Here is a 19,218-nt window from a genome sequence, read left to right as displayed (position 1 = left end):
GTTACTGTTTGTGCAGGTCAAATACGTCAAACAAACAATAGCCCGCGCTCGTCGTAAACACTATTGTTGACGTGTCCGGTGCCGTTTCTAATGGCACGGTCGAGGGCCATGATCGTGGCGACGACGCCGTCGATCTTTTCAGTGGATTTTTGTTTGTTGGGTTTGATGTTGCCTGCCGGGTCGGTGCGCACGTGAATGTTGTCCACCATCCATGACAGGACCGGATGAGTGCCATAGACGAGTTTAACTTCCAACGCCAGCTTCTTTAGAGCCCTTCTTTTTTGTTCTCTCGTATTCTCAGGAAGATTCCGATTACAAAACCCACTAGGGCAATACAGCACATGGTCAAGGCTGCTTGCCACGGGAAAATATCGAAAACAAAGTAACTAATCAGGAGCATTAAGACTGTTATGACAACCAACATCAATGCATCACGAAACCATACCTGACTATACGGCGAAAACATCATATTCTCCTGCCAGTTTTATGTAGGTTTCCGTCAGGACGCACGGATTGAGCTTGTTCGATGATCTTTTCAATGGACTCACTTCCCCCGATCGCGCCTAGCGTGTCCTAAAACACTAACAAAGACATACTTTAGTTTCAATTAATTACATTATTTTTTTCAATGACTTAATTAGACCCTTGAGCAAGCACCGTCTCTTTCAGCCACGTACATCACCACTGAACAAGCGTATCTAACCTGAAATATCCTACGTCATACCAAACTTTTCAACTTCAAACTTGCCATTATTAGAAGAATTCTGCATTAACTGGGCATCTACCTGACTACGCTGATCGTTAAGCTCTGGGAAATAACACTCAATCTCAAAAGTACCTCCCGTAGGCAACTTGTCAACTTTCTTCAGCTCAGTTAATTCTTGATCTTTTTACAATTGCACAGCAAACGATGATTATCAAAGTCGTGGGTGCAGCCATGTTCCCACGGGAGAACACGGTGGACTTCCTGCACCGGCGAGTGACACCCCACCTTCAAGGCAGTCCTCACACAGCGGGTGGGCTGCGACGTAGGTAGCGTGGATCTTTTTCCACCTCGACCTGTAACGCTTGTTAACTTTCAGCCCCCCCTTTAGTAGGGCTGGTAACGTTTGTCCTCAGCCTTGGCATGCGTTTGATAAAATGCTCGTGAGATAGCTTAGGACAATCCTGATACGAATATGGAGACAGTGGTTTAACTGACATCGTCAAGCCTACGTTGGGTCTTTTCACGATCATGCCGCCAAAACATTCTCGTCACCTCACTCGGACACAGCGCTAAAACCACTTCACCACGCGCTCCTCATAACCTGTACACCTGCTATAAGAGTTTGGTGTTCAACAGTCCTAGTAAGCATATTTCAGAGAATTTCACTGTCACCTTAAACGCACCTGCACCGTACCGCAACAGTGCTAGTGTGGTTTCAAGATGTGCGCTCGACGCCGTCGAGTAGCATTCGGCTAATGCCTACGTGGTGTATTAAAAAGTTAGATGGAGTAATGAAACTTTCATAGATTCCTTTGTCTGGAATTTTTGTCACAGCGGGTTTTGATTCCGTCAAGGAGCCAGGCGGTCGCGTACAGATCACACAGGATTTCATGGCCGATCTTGGCATTGAGGTTAGCCACGAAAAAGCCGATCTCATGGTTCGCGCAAACGGAGCTGTTATGGTTGGCGCCGGCGCGGCACTAGCTCTTGGCATTTTCCCGAAGCTTTCCGCGCTCGGCCTTGTTGGTGCTCTTGTTCCGACGACGCTCGCCGGGCATCCTTTCTGGAAGTCTGCTCCGGAGGCAAAAGGTATGCAACAGATCCAGTTCTTTAAGAACCTCGCCGCAATCGGTGGTCTCGTTGGCGTACTTGAAGCCAAACGGAATCGTTAATATCAAGTATCACGCGATCTTTATCTCGGTAACTTCACAAGCCTGGAAATACAATATTCCTCTGCGCTGAACTGTACCTAGAGCCCAGCGCAAAGGTTATAAAGGAGTGTACTGTGGAGTTATGAGTATTAAAACAGTAGATGTCATTGTTATCGGCGCCGGCCCGGTAGGCGAAAACGTGGCGCAATATGCCCACGATGGTGGACTCTCCGTCTTCCTCGTAGATAAGGAACTGTTTGGCGGTGAATGTGCCTACTATGCATGTATTCCAAGTAAGGCGCTCCTGCGTCCTGTGGATCTAACACATGCAACAGATCACGTGCAGGGTGTCAGCGGCGCGAGTGTCAATGCACGCGACATGTTGGCTCGCCGTGACGAATGGGTGAGCGAATATGATGACAGCTCCCAAATAACCTGGGCACAAGACGCCGGCTTGGAAGTGGCACGCGGCCATGCACGTATCGTGGGTGAACGCCGGGTTGAAATCACGCCAGTAGATGGCGGCACAACCGCTGGTGAGCCTCAAACCACCGAACCCTACACCGTCGAGGCACGCGTTGCAGTCGTTCTAGCCACCGGATCGAAACCGGTCGTTCCAGTCATGTACGAAGATCTACATGCGTGGGGATCGCGTGACGCAACTGGAGTCGTTGAGGTCCCAGATCGTTTAGTCATTGTAGGCGGTGGTGTCGTCGCAGTCGAAGCAGCTACCTGGATGCAAGCACTAGGAAGTACGGTAACGATGCTTGTACGCGGATCGTCACTCCTAGATCGCTCTGAACCTTTTGCTGGCCAATTCGTTAAGGAATCCCTTGAAAACCAGGGCATCACAGTCATCACGAACGCTGAAGTGACGGCAGTTAAGCGCGATCCGGCATCGAACCCGAATACGAAGATCGGTCACATTCATGGCGGAACCGTACACCTCAACGTCGTTACCCGTTCGCATTCCACAGATGAGGGCACAGCGAAAACTCTCGAGGCTGATGAGCTTCTGGTTGCAACAGGCCGGCGCCCGGCGTTAGCAAACGTCGGACTCGAAACTGTTGGCCTCTCCCCCGACGATGTGCGCGAAGGAAACCTGCCCGAGTGGCTCCACGCCATTGGTGATGCCGGAACCGGCGCACCTCTCACCCACCAAGGCAAATATGAGGCACGGGTGCTCGGCGCGAAACTTGCGGGCACACCCGAAACCGCACCGAATGTAGAGGTTCCTGTTCCCCAGGTCGTATTCACTGATCCGCAAGTCGCATCGGTTGGCCTGACCGAAGCTCAAGCACGCCAGCAGGGACGCGAGGTGCTCACCAGCGAAGTTGAGATCACATCCGCTGCCGGAGTTGGACTGTTACGTGACGATACGAACGGCAAAGCCAAGCTCGTCGTAGATGCGCACACCGGCGTGCTACTCGGTGCAACATTCGTCGGCTCGGATGTTGCTGAATTGCTCCACGCAGCCACAGTTGCTGTCGTTGGCGAATTGCCGGTGCGAGTTCTGCGCCATGCCGTGCCTGCGTATCCGACCGCATCCGAAATTTGGCTGCGATTGCTTGAGGAGTTCCCGGTAGAGCTACGGTAGAGCTACGGCACCACTGTTTGAACTGCGGGGCTCCCGTTTATACTTGCGGGCACCCTGCTAGAACTAGCGCCCCTGCCTAACCTGTGGCGCTCTTGCCTGAGATACGCCGCCAGTTGCAACAGCTAATGTGGCAATAGGGCAAACCTCGGCGTATATGGTCGAGGTTTGCCCTATTTCCCTGTTTGGTGCACAACCTCTCCGCATAAAACTGCGATGCAGCGGCACGATAAAGACGGTCAGTACAATGACGGTGAGACGATATGAGCCATACAATGCGAGAGCTCTTTGAGCTTTTGGAACAGCAGATACCTGCCGGAACCTGGTGGCCAGGCGAATCCAGATTCGAAATCGCCATCGGCGCGGTACTGACCCAAAACACCTCGTGGCACAACGTCGAGTCTGCCATCGATAATCTACGCGAGGCCGGCATGCTGAGCCCGGAACGCCTCCTGGCTGCCAGCGACGAAACGGTGGCTAGCTTGATTCGCCCGTGTGGATACTACAACACCAAGACACGCTATCTCAAAGAGCTCACCTCTTGGTTCATCGAACACGATCAGCACACCGAACACTTGAGCACGCCGCAGTTGCGCGAGGAGTTGCTGCGGATTCGTGGAGTTGGTGAAGAAACTGCCGATGATCTTTTGCTTTATATCTATGACCGACCGGTTTTTATTTACGATCTTTATGCCCGTCGGCTATTAGCAGCCACCGGATACGGAGAGTATCGAAACTACACGGCAGCTAAACGAACCCTCGATCCACTTATTGAGCACAGCCAATTTACTACTGCCGAATTGGCAAAATTTCACGGGCTTATCGTCGACGGCGGGAAACGCGCTCGCCAACTAGGCGGCTGGGAACGGGCATACCCGCTCCTCGTATCTGGTGATTTTAACGCCGATTAAATCCACCGGATCTGCGTGCCCCTCGGCATGCCCGTACTTTCTTCTCAGTGGAGTTTCTATACAACAATCTCAAACCGAATAGTATCCCTAGCCAAAACGCCAATATGCATTCAATACGGATAGATAGGCGATATTTCAGTTACACTTATGCCATGACCCAGGAGTTAGTTATCGACGAGGCCGCCTTACTCGACAAGCTGGAAAGTCAGCCCGTTCATTATTCTTCCCACCCGAGTGGGGCAGATCTAGAATTCCGTTGGTTTCTTAAGCGGGATTTCTCAGCTATATGCGATGAACAATCAGGTAAAAATTACTTATTTATCGGAATGAACCCTTCGACGGCATCCGAATTCAGTAAAACTCTGACCCCTAAAACTCCTGGCGGACCTCACGGAGATAACACGACCCAGACCATCCTTCAAAAAATAGAGGAAGGTGTTTTCGAATACCCCGCTCGCTCGGTCACGATGCTCAACTTGATTCCGCTCGTCTGCACAAAGAGTTCCGATGTTCCTGGACAGTGGAGTCTGCTATCTGACTCTGCTAAAGGGACAACTCTAAGGGCAACCCTAACATTGGTTGAACAGTGCGCAACCACAGCTGACTTCATTATCCCCATGTGGGGGCAGCATAAAAAGTCAGGAAATACATGGAAACAAGAGCCTATCAGGAAAATTTCTGAATTACTGTTACGCTCCGATTTGCAATTGGCGGAAAAAGTCTATGCGTTCTATAACCGTGACGCGCTCCTTCAGAACAGAGTACCCTATCATTGTTCCTACAGTTGGTGGACCAAAGAAAATGTAGAGTATGGCCAGTTCGCCGGAGCCCTACGCTATCTCGAAAATATCTGAAGGCTTGGACAAGCTATTTCGATAGCCAACTTAGCAACATTTGTTGACAGAACCATATTAGCAACATATATTGCTAATATGGACACCTTAAATATTACCGACATCGCCGCAGATCTGCGCGATCCAAAATCCGGCTTGCGCGCCGTCGCGACCTTGCACTCCCTCACCGAGCGTTTAGAACTAGCACAGGTTGAGGCCGGACTCAAAGCCGGGATGAGCTGGCAAGATATAGCCGCTTGTCTCGGGATTTCGCGACAGGCAGTTCACCGCAAATACGCAAAAAAGATCGATCCAACAATTCCAGTTCCCCGGAGGCAACGATGACTAAAATACTTTCATCGCTACTCACCCTTCAAAAACTAACTCAAGCCGCTATAACCGAAGCTTCACATTCTCAACAATCAACACTCGGTGTCGAACATCTTTTCCTAGCCCTCACTACTCATGAACAAATAGCTGGCCAAGTATTGCGAACTTACGGCATCACATTAGAAACAGCACGCCATGCGGTAGCGACACAGCAAGCTGATGACCTCACTTCCCTAGGAATAAACCTCACCCCGTCCACTCCGAGCACCCACCTACCAAAGACAATGAATTACTCGTGGTCCGAACCGGCATTAGAGATCATACAGCGCGCCTCTAAAGACAAGGAACGAGAAGGAACCAGCGCGTTACTCCACGAACTTGTACGTGAACCAAGCGGATTTATCGAACAGATCCTTCACCGCTTCGGGACATCTGCTGAGCAAATAATCGAGCACCTAGATGACTTCGAGCATTCAACCAACGCTGACCCCCACCCCAAACATAGCCACGAACCGCGAGCTAACCACCAGTTGTCAGCAACAACCGAAAGTTTTATTCCTGCACCTCTTGACCAAGTATGGGAGCTCCTCGCCAATCCAGCACACATGCCACGTTGGAATCCCGCAGTAGCCAGCGTTACGAGCGCACCTGCAAATCTCCACGTCGGCGCAAGTTGGGAAATGCAATCACCAGAGCTAGCTACGAACCGCAAAATACGGCAATCGCCACCACACACCATCCACGCCCAGCTCACCGCTTTCACCAACCAACAAACCATTGAATGGCAATTCAGCTTGCCTGAGATTCGCCGCGCGAACCAGCGAGTTGTGCATATAGAGCTAGAACCAGCTGCGGGTGGTACCCAGCTCTTTATTTCTATCGGGTATATTCCGACCTCAGCCACACGCCGGCGATCGGCACTGCGCCGAATACTCCGGCCACTACATCGCTATGTCTGCCTATTACAAGGACAACAAATCAGCCAATCGATCATCAAAGAATTGAGTTGAACACCGGCATTTTTGTGGCTCGGCCCCCTGATACACTTCTACCTTCGGCAGCTAATGTGGCAATAGCGCAAACCTCGGCGTATATGGTCGAGGTTTGCGCTATTGCCCCGTTGAATGCACACCCCTTCCGCTTTACAGCTTCTTCTCAACTTCTGCTATGTCTCGTAGCACGGCTTCCTTAGCCGGTCCGCCCACAACATTCCGGCGCGCCACACAGTTGGCTATATCGAGATAGTCATAGACGTCGTCCGCAATAAGTTCGCAGTGTTCGCGCAGCATCTCAAGCCCTAGCTCTTCCAAATGAATACGCTTATCGACGCAATAATGCACGAGTTTGCCTGTGATTTCGTGAGCCTGGCGGAACGGGACACCTTTGATCACCAAATAGTCCGCTAAATCAGTCGCGTTGGTGAAACCGCCACCAGCCGCTTGCCGCATTGCCGCAGCATTAACCCGCATCGTTGCCACCATCCCAGCGAACGCCGGAATACACAACTTCACAGTATCGACAGCATCGAAGATTGCCTCTTTATCTTCTTGAACATCCTTGTTGTACGCCAACGGCAGGTTTTTCATCATTGTCAGCAACGTCATCGCATCACCGATCACTCGGCCAGTTTTACCGCGCGTCAGCTCTGCCACATCCGGATTTTTCTTTTGCGGCATAATACTACTTCCGGTGGCATACGCATCATCAAGCTCGATAAAGCCATACTCTGCACTCGCCCACAAAATAATTTCTTCACTACACCGCGATAAATGAACCATGAATATCGCTAAATCCGCGGCTATCTCCATCACATAGTCACGATCTGAAACTGCATCGAGTGAGTTGGTTGCCACCCCATCAAAACCCAAGAGTTTCGCGGTGAGTTCGCGGTCTACTGGATACGTAGTCGTCGCTAACGCTGCCGCCCCTAGCGGTGAATAGTTCAACCGCTTCCCGGCTTCGCCTAACCGCTGCAGGTCACGCATAAACATGTGCACATAAGCCATCAGATGGTGTGCAAGTGTAATAGATTGTGCCCGTTGAAGATGGGTGTACCCCGGCATGACAGTATCGACATGTTGCTTCGCAACTTCAATAAACACCGCAACCAGCTCACGGATTAACGAGTCGATCTCCCCCAATTCGTCGCGCATCCAGAGCTTGAGATCGGTGGCGACTTGGTCGTTGCGCGATCGAGCGGTGTGGAGCTTCTTGCCAGGATCGCCTATTCGTTTGGTGAGTTCTGCTTCGACGAACATGTGGATATCTTCAGCTGCGCCGCCGATAACGAGCGCGCCACTGTCGATATCTGCTTTGATACCGGCGAGCCCGCCTGTGATCGCTTCAAGCTCAGCGGAAGTCAAAATTCCAATCTGCGCAAGCATAGTTGCGTGTGCGATACTACCGGAAATGTCGTGGGCATAGAGACGTTTATCGAAGTCCAGCGAGGAATTCATTGCCCAGACGGCTGCGTCGGTGGCTTTTTGGAACCGTCCGCTCCACAATGCCCCAGCCATTACTTCCCCTCCATAATGCCCGCGCGCTGTTTCATCTGGGCCACAACCTTGGTAGGAAGACCGAAGAGATTGATAAATCCGGTGGCGTCGGACTGGTTGTAGACGTCGTCTTCATCGAAGGTAGATAGGGCTTCGTCGTAGAGCGAGAACGGTGACGAGGTTCCTGCTGGAATGATGTTGCCCTTATATAGTTTGAGTTTGACAGTTCCGGTTAAGGTTTCGTTGGCTTTGTCGACGAAGGCACTGAGGGCTTCGCGCAGTGGATGGAACCATTGTCCGTTGTAAACGAGGTCAGCGAAGCGTTGGGCAACGAGATCTTTATAGTGGAGGGTATCGCGTTCCAGGCACAGGAGCTCGAGTTGCCGGTGGGCTGCGTAGTAGACAGTGCCACCTGGTGTTTCGTATACGCCACGGGACTTCATGCCGACTAACCGATTTTCGACGATGTCGATGACGCCGACGGCGTGTTTGGCAGCTTTGTCATTGAGGTACGTGAGCATGTCGACGTCGCCCGTGACGTTATCTACCCGGACTGGGATGCCGGAGACGAATTCGATTTCGACGTATTCTCCCTGATCTGGGGTCTGTTCTAGGCTGGTGACAATGTTGAGTAAAGCGGAGTAATTGGGCTCGTTTCCAGGGTTTTCGAGGTCCATGCCTTCGTGGCTGAGGTGCCAAATATTTTGATCCATTGAATAGTTGTCTTCTTTGGTAACTGGCACGGGGATGTTACGGGCGTTGGCATAGTCGATTTCTTCATCGCGGGAGGTGATGTCCCATGTCCGCCATGGCGCAATTATTTTCATCTCCGGGGCCAGTGCTTTGATGGCGAGTTCGAAGCGGACTTGGTCGTTTCCTTTGCCGGTGCATCCGTGGGCGATGGCGGTGCATTTTTCTGCGCGGGCGATGTCAACCATGCGCTTGGCGATACAAGGACGTGCGGTTGAGGTGCCTAAGAGGTAGCTTCCTTCGTAACGCGCTTGGGCTTGCAAAGTTGGATAGATGTAGTGCGCGATGTAGTCTTCAGTCAGATTTTCGATGTATATTTTTTCAGCTCCGCAGGCGAGGGCTTTGTGCGTTAGCGCTTCGCCGTCGACGCCGATTCCAACTTCACCGACCATCGCTATAACGTCGCAGTCATAGTTTTCTTTAAGCCAGGGAATGATGATTGACGTGTCAAGACCACCAGAGTATGCCAGGAGGATGCGTTCTTTTGCCATGTCTGAACTACGAACCTTTCAGTATAGTTATACGTTTATACGCATAACTATACACTTCAGTTAACACACCTCCATCATAGAACGACGACTGTGAACCAATTCTCAAAATACCTTAGCGACACAATTATTCTCCGCTGGCGCAAACCATTGCTGACTATAGTCCTACTCGCTAGGCTAAAGACATACGCAACGAAGCGTATTTTCACCGCTGGAAAGCGAACATACCGTTTGTATGTCCGTAACAACCAGACAAGATTTTCTCATGGAGGGAAGACACAATGGGTGTTTACGTTGTAACAGGTTCCGCTTCTGGAATGGGCCGATCCACCGCCGAACAACTTCGCTGGGAAGGCCACCGAGTCATCGGCGTCGATCTCCACAAGGCAGATGTCAAAGCCGATCTTTCATCGCCCGAAGGGCGCGCACATGCCGTCACTGAAGTAAAGAAACTAGCCAATGGCCGCCTCGATGGCGCAGTACTGGCAGCTGGCCTTGGACCTATCCCCGGCCGCGAAGAACTCATCGCCAAGGTCAACTATCTCGGCGTCGTCGAACTACTCGAGGGTCTACACGAAGAACTAGCTGAGGCCGGAAATGCAAAGGTCGTCATTTTCTCCTCAAATTCAACCACCACTGTTCCGGGCGTTCCAGACGGCGTCGTTGCCGCCTTCCGCGAGCGCGACATTGACAAGGCCCTAGAAATCGCTGCCCAAGCCGGTCCAGAGGCATCCCCTAATTTCATCTATGCCGGCTCTAAGACAGCCATCACTTACTGGATGCGCACCATCGGGGTAACCGAAGAATGGGCCGGGCGCGGTATCCGCATTAACGCTCTTGCTCCCGGAGCAATCCGAACCCCGATGCTCTCAGCACAACTTGCCGACCCGAAACTCGCTCCGGCAATCAAGTCCTACCCCATTCCAGTTCGCGACTTCGGCAAGCCGGAAGAAGTAGCACAGTGGGCAATCTTCATGCTCTCGCCAGCAGCAAATTTCTTGTGCGGATCAGTCATTTTCCTCGATGGTGGAACGGACGCATACTTCCGCGCCGACTCTTGGCCACGATCCATCCCAGCGTCTGACATTCCAGAATATCGGGCGAAGATGGAAAAGTTTGCCGCCTCGACGTCTGAATGAGTTACTAGAGGAATAAAGTGGCGTCTACCGTTGTGGTGGCGCCACTTTATTTTTACCCTCCGTGACCAATCCCCTACTGTGACCTACCTACGAAATCCACCATTTTCATTATTTATTGTTGATTTTCCGGTAGATTAAAACGCACTCAATCATATTTAGATATCACAAGACGGGGAGACTCCTGATGAGGCAGTCACAACAAGGTCGGTTCTCGATTTCGCTAGCGGTTCTATCCGCGTTAATTATCGCATTTGCCGGCATGCTTTTTCCCGGCGGTAGCCTACCAGCGCAAGCCGCGGACGGAGCAACATTACAGATTTCAGCATTCAAGCATGACAACACTGGCTCAGCATTGCCTGACTCCGCCGATCTTTTATCGGGCGTTACTTTTACGCTAACTTCCGCAGATCCAAGCACTGACCGTCAAGCAACAACGGGAGCTGACGGTCGAGCGATCTTTAGCGATCTTGCTGAAGGTGACTACACGCTAACGGTGAAGGAAGTGCCGGCCAGCGTCGTCAACCTTTCTAAACCCCGGCAAATCTCCATATCAAAAAATCCAAAAGGCCAATTCGTCATTCTGATGGATGGAAAGAACGAAAATGCTGGAGTCGGACCAGCCCCAGGTTCCACCGTTCCAGGCAAAACTCCGTTCAAGATTTATTTCCCAGTCACGCCTGATATTGCCAAAGTCAGCAGTGTCGCCGATCAAGCAGAAATTGAACGATGTGACGGAGATAAGCTAGCTGATCCGGTGACATTCACGATGTCTGCACCGCTGTCCATTTATGCCAACTGGAAGTTCGCTTTCTTACCTTCAACAGATCTTTCTACCTCGTATATACATTTCAGTATCCAAGATATGGTCAGCCCCCGCCTAGAGGTTATTGCTGGTCGCGGATACGTGGAGTCTCAAGGTGCGAAACTAGATGTTCCAGTTCTGGTAACGCAGACCTCTACGGATCAGGGCACGCTTGTGAAAGCAGAGATTAATGATTTTTCCAAGCTACTGATTAACGGGTTTGACGAAGTAGATTTGCGAACTCTCAAGCTGGAGATTGACGTGCGCCCGAGCACCACCGAATACCAAAATGCGCAAATTGATCTCTCTCCGATCGAAAACACTGCAGAAGCATGGATTGACGATGCTATGGTCAATACCTCCAACACCGTGAGCGTTAAACTTAGTGGCGAAGACAAGACAGCAACGAAGGTCTGGGAACACCTAGATAAGATGTCTGCCCCGCACGTTTCTTTCCAGTTGATGCGACATATTGCGGGAACCGATCCGCAACCTGTTCCGGGACTTGCATTAGCAGTCATCACTGGCGAGACGACGACGGCGACCTGGATAAATCTGCCTAACCGAGATGGGAACTGCCATCGGTGGATTTATTCAGTGCGCGAAGTTGATTCACAAGGAAACCCCGCTGTGCCGGAGAATTTCGAATCAACACAGACAGATGATTTGACGATTACAAACTCACGTATTGTTCACCCGGCAATCGATATTGAGAAGTACACCCTTGCCGAGGGGATCATTGACGGTGATCACGACGACGTTACTGACCCTTACTATCTCGATACCAATGATGTGTCCGAAGGTGTCCACGTGGGCATGGTGATCACTAATACTGGTGATATTGCGTTACAAGATTTACGGTTGACGGATAAGACGAATCCGAATACGACTGGGAAAGTCAGCAATATCCAATGCACACTCAATGACCAGCCGGTTGTCTTTGAAGATCTGAAGCGTTTTGAGGTTGGCGAAAAAATCTACTGCCATGGCACGCTGACAGATATGGTTTTGGGAGCCACTCATCAAGATACCGCCTCAGTAGCGGCAATTTCTGTGGTGCGCGATCTTGAGGTTACTAATTCCGACCCGTGGAATGCGGTTGCTCCGGAACCGGAACCAGAACCGACTCCTGACCCGCAACCACAACCAACACCAGAACCGACCCCTGCCCCGGAGCCGACTCCTGACCCACAGCCACAGCCAGAAAAACCTCAGCTCGCTAAGACTGGAATGGACGCGAACATGGGTGGATTGACGATTCTTGGCCTACTTGGTTTGGGCATCGGCATGACTATCAAGACCCAGGACATTGTAGCTGTTCGAAAGAAGTAGCTCCGTAATCAGACAAGGGATATGCGCTGTGACCTATCGTGGACACAGCGCATATCCCTTGTCTCATGTACGATATTAAGTGGCCTAATATGCTTCGCTCTCAACATCCATGCCTTGACGCAATACCACTAAATATTGCCAAAGGCGGATGTCACTAAACCTCTGGAGATAAAATGCAAGCTCTTGAACTTATCTTGCTACTGTTCACAATCATTTTGCTGTCCACAGTACTCGATCAGCTTGTTTCCGGATTGTCATTGCCATTGATTCAAATTGCGATGGGTATGCTCGCCGCAATTCTGATCGGTGAACCATTCGATCTCACAATTGATGCTGACCTTTTCCTTGTTTTATTCATCGCGCCACTACTCTACGACGAATCCCGAAAAGTCTCTAAACGTTCATTAGCTAGACATATGCCCTCAATTTTGTCGTTGGCCATTGGTTTAGTGGTAGCCAGCGTCTTTGCTGTGGGCTTTGTTTTACATTGGCTTTCTCCTTCAATTCCACTAGCAGCCGCATTGACATTGGGAGCCGCCCTTGGCCCTACCGATGCGGTAGCAGTTACTGCTCTCGCAAAAAGCGCCAAGCTCAACGAACGCCAAACAGCGTTACTGTCCGGCGAAGCTCTAATCAATGATGCTTCTGGCATCGTCTCTTTCCAGTTTGCCGTGGGGCTTGCGGTGACTGGTGTTTTCAGTATTCGGGAAGCAGCCGCAGCGTTCACGTTGTCATTCGGCGGTGGATTGATATGCGGTATCGTGTTGGGCGTTGTTGTACTCGGAATTACCCGCGCGGTTCGTAGCATGGGTCTTGAATCAACGGTTTTCCACGTAACATTCGAGATTTTGACGCCTTTTGCCATCTACCTCATTGCCGAGTCGTTACACGTCAGCGGTATTCTTGCGGTAGTGGGTGCTGGCCTCCTCGTCACGTTAATCCCACTTCCTTCGACGGTTTACACCGCACGCATTTCGATTGTTTCTTCGGGTGTGTGGGATGTTCTTGGCTTTATCTTAAACGGCGTTGTTTTTGTCTTCCTCGGTTCGAACCTACCAAGTATTTTGACTCACTCGTGGGAGGAAAGTGCCGATCCGCTTTCCTTGCTCGGTTTGGTACTAGTGTGTAGCGCTGTTGTTATTCTGGTGCGCTACGTATGGGTTGTTATCGCTGATTACATCACGATGAAACAGGGCCTATTAGCAGATTTTGATTCGTTACGAGATCTCTTGGTTCCTGCTTGGGTAACAACTCTCGGCGGGCCGAAGGGGGCAGTAACCTTAACGATCGCATTCACCTTACCTTATGGAATTTTAGGTACCCACGGGCAATCGATTCGTGATGAACTTATTTTCTTAGCCTCCGGCATTATCCTCTGTACGCTGCTATTGGCTAATTTCGTGGTTCCCGCATTAACACCTTTCGAGGTTTCAGATGAAGAAAAGACGCGGGAGAATGAGGTTCGTGCCGCCGTATTACGTTCCCTCATTTCTTCATTAACCGCCAAGTTTGAACATCGCTACCCGATTGCCCTAGCGCTGATCGTTAGTCGCTATCGGCGTGAGATTGCTGAATTAACAGTAGGTGACGAGTTTTCCGCGATTTCGCGTCAGCTTCGTCTGGATCTGATTTCTCATCAACGCGGTTATATGAATGATCTGCTTGAGCGTGGCGAAATTTCTCACTTTAGCCATGACTCTATTGAACACACCTTGGAACGTCTGGAAAAAGTGCTCAAGCATCGTCGTCGTCGATCTTTTAATTTGAAGAGCATGTGGACGTTTATCTCAAATCGCGCTCGTTCCTTCTCCGAAGAACACCGTGGCGAACTGAACCCAGAGTCTGTCGAAGAACTGCGTCAGGCTCGAATGGCGTTGGAGAATTTCGCTATTTCATATTTGGAGAATGTGCCCACGACATCGTCAACTATGCAACAAGCACGTGCTTATTTGTTGCGTGACCACCGGCAGATGCTTGAGCAACTCGAACACACAACCCGAGAACAGTACGTATCTGTTCCGCAAACAAGCGACGATGATTCGGCAGACGATATCGATAGCACACCACGCTATCAAACCATGGGCGAACAGCTTGATTTCTTAGAAGTTGAGGCGCTACGTCTCCAGCTTGGATGTATTCAAGAATTACGTGAAGATAATAAAATTACGCTCACCGAGGCCACGATGCTACGTGATGAAGTATATCTATTGCAGATGAATCAGTCAGATCTCGGAACACACTAGTTCACGTCTGGCGCATATTATCACGACGATGTGACCATGACGATGAATTGCTAGTGGATTTTCTTATCTCTGAGCAGGAAGAATAAGACACGTGAAAAAACGTGCGATTATTCTACCTCCGCTTGGTCCTGCCTGGTTTTCTTCGGTGATGGGTACCGGACTTTTAGCCAACCTCTTGGGTCGGTATATTGGTGATTTTCCGTGGCTAGTCTATCCCGCCAGCGCCTTGCTATTTATTGGGATAGTGTTATTAATCGTTCTCACTGTTGGCTACCTGGTTCGCCTCGAACGCACGCATACTTCCGAGCGAGCCAATGTACATTTCGTCCCTGTGGTTGATCCGGCATGGGGAACCGTGTCAATGGGTTATCTCTCTGTTGGTAGCGCTTTACTTACCGTTGGTCCGCATATTGGGTTGTCTGGCATTGTCTTGCCGGCGGATACCGTTTTGTGGTCAATTGGCACAGTGATTGGTTTAGTTACGAACGTAGCTTTTCTGGCTCACACCATGTCGCGACATGTTGGCACTCCACTTCCGGTGTGGGGTCTGGCAGTAGTTGGCCCGATGGTTTCTGCAACTACCGGTGCTCTGCTATTGCGTCACTTTCACACACCGGGTTTGCAGTTTATGATGCTGACCTTATCGTTTTTATGTTTTATTCTTGCTCTGACGCACGGCACGATTATTTTCATCCTCGCTTACGCTTGGCATAACCGAATTGAGCCACTCCCGGTGGACGCTTCGATTAGCTCGTGGATTCCGTTAGGTGTGGTTGGTCAATCGACGGCTGCTGCGGTAGCGATTTCTGGTTCAGCTTCGTTGTTTTTGGCTCCGCAAGCCCAGTCTTTTGCGACGACGACGGCAGTGATCTATGGGCTAGTCATGCTTGTTATTGCCGTGCCGGTTATTGGTTTTGCGATTGGTCAAACATGGCGTGGCTATCGCAATAATATGGCTTTTTCACCTGGCTGGTGGGCGCTGACATTCCCTATTGGTACGCTCGCTTTAGGTGGTGCAATGCTCAGCGAGGTGCCGGTTATCGCCGGAAGCGCTGTGGCAACGATTGCCGGTATCGTGGGCTGGGTTAGCCTGCTTACATTGTGTGGCACGTGGACGTTTTGTGCTGGCGGAAGCCTGTGGGCTATCGCAGTTCACCACAAGCGCCAGTTTTTCGGTGCCGGCGCAGTACCATCCCGCCGCCAATGAGTAAAAGTAAGCTCACGAGTCCCAAAGCTGAGACATCTATCCCAGTCTTTGATAACTCTGGAATTTGTGGTGTCGGCGGCATCGGCGGAATTGGTGTCGGCGGAGTGAACGTATTTGTCACCACAAAACCGTCAACCGTGCTGGTGAAATTATCTGACACCGTCAGCTCACGAACCGAATATGTCAGCTTCTTCCCGTCACAGAACATTGGCAAACTGGTCCACGTATAACTAGTAGCACCAGCAGCGAGCATTACCGGATCTCCCACAGGTTGCGGATCTTCACCAGCGATCGCAGACAATAACTGGAACTGAACGTCAACCTTCTGACCTTCACCAACCCAGTGCTTTTCAACAGTGATGTCCGTACGAAGAAGCTTATTGACAATCGCACCAAACACACCACTAGTATGCGGAGCCGTCACGCTCGTCGGCTCATCAACTCGAATAGTACGTGGCGAAGCGTCTAGCTCATATCCTGCCGGTGCTTGGACTTCAACTAACGTGTACTCACCAGCAACCGGAATGCTAATCTGGAATACACCCGGCTTCTTATCAAGATCAGCATCCGAATCGTCTTTCACTAACAGCTCGAAACCATCAGGACCTGTCACCTGGAAAACGCCACCACCGAGCAATTCGCCATCCTCGCCAGTTTTACTCCAGCGAAGATCATACGTTTTCACGGTGTTCTCAACATCGACAACCCACGTACCATCGTCATTCTTCTTAGAAGAAACCACAGAAACGTAACCAGGCACGTCATGTTCACGCACAGAGTACGAAATATCATGACCTGCATCCGTCTTAATCGGTAGGTCCGTGACCGTCGTCGTCCAGTTAGGTGCAGTAACATCAACTGTGTGGATGACTCGGCCATCCGGGAAATCATCACTCGTCCCGATAACATCAAACGACAATGATTCCACGTTACTCGGGGCACCCGGTGTCCACTTCTTAGCCAAGCGCAACGACGTTACGGTCGGTTCATCTTTGGTATTTGTCAGCTTTACTAGCCACGAACCGTCCCACTGGCGTTCAACCATAGCAGTAGAAGTAAAACCTTCTACATCATGTTCATGCACACCGTACTCGATGGGGTCACCGTCAGCGTTATTTCTCGGAAGGTTGTCGATCCTAGTTTTCCAACCGGCATTCCATGACAGTTCAATCGTGTCCACAATCGTTTCTTCGACTTGGCCAGATTGTGCGGAGTAGTCTTTGCGGAGCACATCTACGTGCACCGGATTACCCGCATACCCATCAGTGAGATCCTCACCAGAATCAGTAACATCTACCCCATCGACAATCCATACTTTTTCAATCTGAATACTGGTTTGCTCTGGGGTGCCAAAAACTACATGCCCATTTGTTCCAACTCCGCCACCTAACGGTGCAGCGTTACCACTGATCGTTAACTGTGCAAACTTCTTTGCTATTTCTAAAGACTCTTGTGGCGAGACATTCTTTATTCCGGCATTGGAAAGCTCAAAAACTTCTTCGGGGGTTCGCAGATCGCCAGTATTGTCCGGATCAAAACGAGTCGTTCCAGTAGCTAGTGAACCGTCGTCGTACCACTGCGAAATTCCGCCGCCAAGCATTCGTTCTGATAACCGTATCGGCGCGGCATGAGCACCACCATAGTTCAAATGCGCTAGATCGTCACCGAATTTTTTCGCTGAATTATTAGCAACCGCTACACCATCAGTAACATAGAATGTCACTGAACCAGTCGGGCACGTCCAAACACCACCGCCAATAGCGGACGAAGTATTGTCTGTAATAAGAGCGTTCAATATGCGTGCGGTATATGTTTTAGTTGCAACATACACCCCGCCGCCTTGTCCTTCAGCGGTGTTATCTAAAATCTCTCCGCCACGCAGATCAACCGTATTAGATATGACGTTCACTCCACCACCGGTACGCGATGCTTCATTTTTGGCAATAGTTCCACCATTCATCGTGAAACTACCTGGAACTAATTCTTTCCATTCTTCTGCAGTAAAACCTTGGGCTGGTCCTTCACCATCGATTTCTTGCCATGTGTAGTCTGCTCCCCACACATAGAGATCCATCGTATTAACTCCACCACCATTAGGTGCAGTATTCTCGGTTATCTCACCACCGTTCATCACCAACGTTGCGTTGCCGAAGACGAGTGCGCCGCCACCTCCAAAACCAGCTCTATTTTTTGAGATAGTTCCACCATTGATGACGACGTTCGAGCGCTCACCTTCTGGATCACGTAGGGTAGCTGTTCGGTTCTGTGGCCATGTCCATGCCACGATACCGCCGCCAAAACCTTCGTTGTTAGTGACTTCGCCGCCATTAATCTCGGCATAGCCACCGTTGTAAACGCCAATGCCACCGGTTTCGCCATATGACGCACCACTGACAGCTGAACCATGACCATCGCTGACCAATCCGGAGTTCATGATAAGCCGTGCACCTTTAGTGACTGCGATATTTCCAGCGCCGTACTGGGTCGAACTCGGATCTTGAGCACGCCAATTATCGGTGACTGTCCCGCCGTCGATCATCAATGAAGCATTCTTACCTGTGACGGTGATTGCGCCCTGGTACACGCCAGAAAGATTTCGGGCACCGTATACTTTCGATCCTTTGCCAAGGACAAGCTGGCCTTCTACAAGAATGGTAGGCGAACTGGCTGAGACATATTCTCCACGGGCATATACGCCAATGTTGCTTGCAGTTTTACCAGACGGGTTTGCTTGAAGAGTGAGTTTCCCGCCTTCTTTCACATGGATGAGGGAACGAGCAAAACCATCTTCGCGGTTCAATAGCGAACCGTCAGAGTAAACCATCGGACTAAACGGCTCGCCCTCGACCATCTCAATATCTTGGCCCGGGTTAATGATGATAGTCGAGGTGACCATATTGTCGCCGTCATAAAGCACAATACGTGCTGGGTTCGTGCCTGCTTCGTCAATGAACGCTTGGATATCGCATTCAAATTCACAGATATATTCTTGACGATCCGCAGCGTGGGCTTGTAGCACTGGGGTAACGCTGAGCGTGACTAAAGATGTGACTACTAGGACGACAAAAAGATAGAACCACTTACAACTACTTAAACCACGATTTCGAACAGTCACTATAGCAACCCTGCCCCACTCAATAATTAATAATAAAGCAAGTTAAACACACTCATTTATGGAAATACAATGATTAACTATCAGATCACACTAAATATCGTGCAGTGCCACCTAGAGCAACC

Annotated in this window: 13 protein-coding genes and 1 pseudogene; 10 read left to right on the top strand and 4 right to left on the bottom strand. The window is 50.5% G+C overall.

Annotated features, from left to right (window positions below; translation table 11 throughout):
• Positions 1 to 26 precede the first annotated feature (26 nt).
• Positions 27 to 275: pseudogene (locus tag HC352_RS02505) on the bottom strand (terminase TerL endonuclease subunit); the annotation flags it as partial.
• Positions 276 to 1,518: 1,243 nt separating this feature from the next.
• Here HC352_RS02505 and HC352_RS02500 point away from each other — a divergent pair.
• From HC352_RS02500 to HC352_RS02475, 6 genes are all read left to right on the top strand, one after another.
• Positions 1,519 to 1,878 (top strand): DoxX family protein, encoded by a 360-nt coding sequence (locus HC352_RS02500; protein WP_211080698.1) that lies wholly within the window; start codon positions 1,519 to 1,521, stop codon positions 1,876 to 1,878.
• A 121-nt stretch (positions 1,879 to 1,999) separates the two neighbouring features.
• Positions 2,000 to 3,454: a dihydrolipoyl dehydrogenase family protein gene (locus HC352_RS02495; protein ID WP_168917435.1), complete on the top strand. Its 1,455-nt coding sequence runs from the start codon at positions 2,000 to 2,002 to the stop codon at positions 3,452 to 3,454.
• A 260-nt stretch (positions 3,455 to 3,714) separates the two neighbouring features.
• Positions 3,715 to 4,362, top strand: a complete 648-nt coding sequence (locus tag HC352_RS02490) for an endonuclease III domain-containing protein (RefSeq protein ID WP_168917434.1) — start codon at positions 3,715 to 3,717, stop codon at positions 4,360 to 4,362.
• A 152-nt stretch (positions 4,363 to 4,514) separates the two neighbouring features.
• Positions 4,515 to 5,216 (top strand): DUF1643 domain-containing protein, encoded by a 702-nt coding sequence (locus HC352_RS02485; protein WP_168917433.1) that lies wholly within the window; start codon positions 4,515 to 4,517, stop codon positions 5,214 to 5,216.
• Positions 5,217 to 5,294: 78 nt separating this feature from the next.
• Positions 5,295 to 5,540, top strand: a complete 246-nt coding sequence (locus HC352_RS02480) for a hypothetical protein (RefSeq protein WP_168917432.1) — start codon at positions 5,295 to 5,297, stop codon at positions 5,538 to 5,540.
• Entirely contained in the window at positions 5,537 to 6,535 is a 999-nt protein-coding gene (locus tag HC352_RS02475; protein WP_168917431.1) for an SRPBCC family protein, read from the top strand. The genes HC352_RS02480 and HC352_RS02475 overlap by 4 nt, the downstream gene beginning before the upstream one ends.
• A 132-nt stretch (positions 6,536 to 6,667) precedes the next feature.
• On the opposite strand, the gene argH is transcribed toward HC352_RS02475, so the two are convergent.
• The gene (argH, locus tag HC352_RS02470; RefSeq protein ID WP_168917430.1) at positions 6,668 to 8,041 is read right to left on the bottom strand and encodes an argininosuccinate lyase; all 1,374 of its coding nucleotides are present in this window, start codon (positions 8,039 to 8,041) and stop codon (positions 6,668 to 6,670) included.
• Positions 8,041 to 9,261 carry an argininosuccinate synthase gene (locus HC352_RS02465; protein WP_168917429.1) on the bottom strand — a complete coding sequence of 407 codons (1,221 nt, stop codon included), beginning with the start codon at positions 9,259 to 9,261 and terminating at the stop codon, positions 8,041 to 8,043. Before HC352_RS02465 ends, argH begins: the two co-directional genes overlap by 1 nt.
• Before the next feature lie 278 nt (positions 9,262 to 9,539).
• Here HC352_RS02465 and HC352_RS02460 point away from each other — a divergent pair, with 278 nt between their 5' ends.
• From HC352_RS02460 to HC352_RS02445, 4 genes are all read left to right on the top strand, one after another.
• Positions 9,540 to 10,397, top strand: coding sequence for an SDR family oxidoreductase (locus HC352_RS02460; RefSeq protein WP_168917428.1), 858 nt, complete (start codon positions 9,540 to 9,542; stop codon positions 10,395 to 10,397).
• Positions 10,398 to 10,581: 184 nt separating this feature from the next.
• The gene (locus HC352_RS02455; protein ID WP_168917427.1) at positions 10,582 to 12,531 is read left to right on the top strand and encodes a SpaA isopeptide-forming pilin-related protein; all 1,950 of its coding nucleotides are present in this window, start codon (positions 10,582 to 10,584) and stop codon (positions 12,529 to 12,531) included.
• Positions 12,532 to 12,704: 173 nt separating this feature from the next.
• Complete coding sequence (locus HC352_RS02450; protein WP_168917426.1) at positions 12,705 to 14,774, top strand: cation:proton antiporter; 2,070 nt, start codon at positions 12,705 to 12,707, stop codon at positions 14,772 to 14,774.
• A 91-nt stretch (positions 14,775 to 14,865) separates the two neighbouring features.
• Positions 14,866 to 15,981 (top strand): TDT family transporter, encoded by a 1,116-nt coding sequence (locus HC352_RS02445; protein WP_168917425.1) that lies wholly within the window; start codon positions 14,866 to 14,868, stop codon positions 15,979 to 15,981.
• Here the strand turns inward: HC352_RS02445 and HC352_RS02440 are convergent.
• On the bottom strand, positions 15,917 to 19,096 hold the full coding sequence (locus HC352_RS02440; RefSeq protein WP_168917424.1) for a Cna B-type domain-containing protein: 3,180 nt from the start codon (positions 19,094 to 19,096) through the stop codon (positions 15,917 to 15,919). The genes HC352_RS02445 and HC352_RS02440 overlap by 65 nt on opposite strands.
• Between the last annotated feature and the right edge of the window lie 122 nt (positions 19,097 to 19,218).

It is taken from the genome of Arcanobacterium buesumense (assembly GCF_012563545.1).
GTDB classification, from domain to species: domain Bacteria; phylum Actinomycetota; class Actinomycetes; order Actinomycetales; family Actinomycetaceae; genus Arcanobacterium; species Arcanobacterium buesumense.
The sequence above is the reverse complement of the archived record's forward strand: the minus strand, read 5'-3'. Positions and strand labels throughout refer to the sequence as shown.

Excerpts from the sequence above, each read along its gene's own strand:
- HC352_RS02465 (WP_168917429.1), bottom strand. The coding sequence starts at position 9,261 with ATGGCAAAAGAACGCATCCTCCTGGCATACTCTGGTGGTCTTGACACG.
- HC352_RS02450 (WP_168917426.1), top strand. The coding sequence starts at position 12,705 with ATGCAAGCTCTTGAACTTATCTTGCTACTGTTCACAATCATTTTGCTG.
- HC352_RS02490 (WP_168917434.1), top strand. The coding sequence starts at position 3,715 with ATGAGCCATACAATGCGAGAGCTCTTTGAGCTTTTGGAACAGCAGATA.
- HC352_RS02460 (WP_168917428.1), top strand. The coding sequence starts at position 9,540 with ATGGGTGTTTACGTTGTAACAGGTTCCGCTTCTGGAATGGGCCGATCC.
- HC352_RS02495 (WP_168917435.1), top strand. The coding sequence starts at position 2,000 with ATGAGTATTAAAACAGTAGATGTCATTGTTATCGGCGCCGGCCCGGTA.
- HC352_RS02485 (WP_168917433.1), top strand. The coding sequence starts at position 4,515 with ATGACCCAGGAGTTAGTTATCGACGAGGCCGCCTTACTCGACAAGCTG.
- argH (WP_168917430.1), bottom strand. The coding sequence starts at position 8,041 with ATGGCTGGGGCATTGTGGAGCGGACGGTTCCAAAAAGCCACCGACGCA.
- HC352_RS02480 (WP_168917432.1), top strand. The coding sequence starts at position 5,295 with ATGGACACCTTAAATATTACCGACATCGCCGCAGATCTGCGCGATCCA.
- HC352_RS02455 (WP_168917427.1), top strand. The coding sequence starts at position 10,582 with ATGAGGCAGTCACAACAAGGTCGGTTCTCGATTTCGCTAGCGGTTCTA.
- HC352_RS02475 (WP_168917431.1), top strand. The coding sequence starts at position 5,537 with ATGACTAAAATACTTTCATCGCTACTCACCCTTCAAAAACTAACTCAA.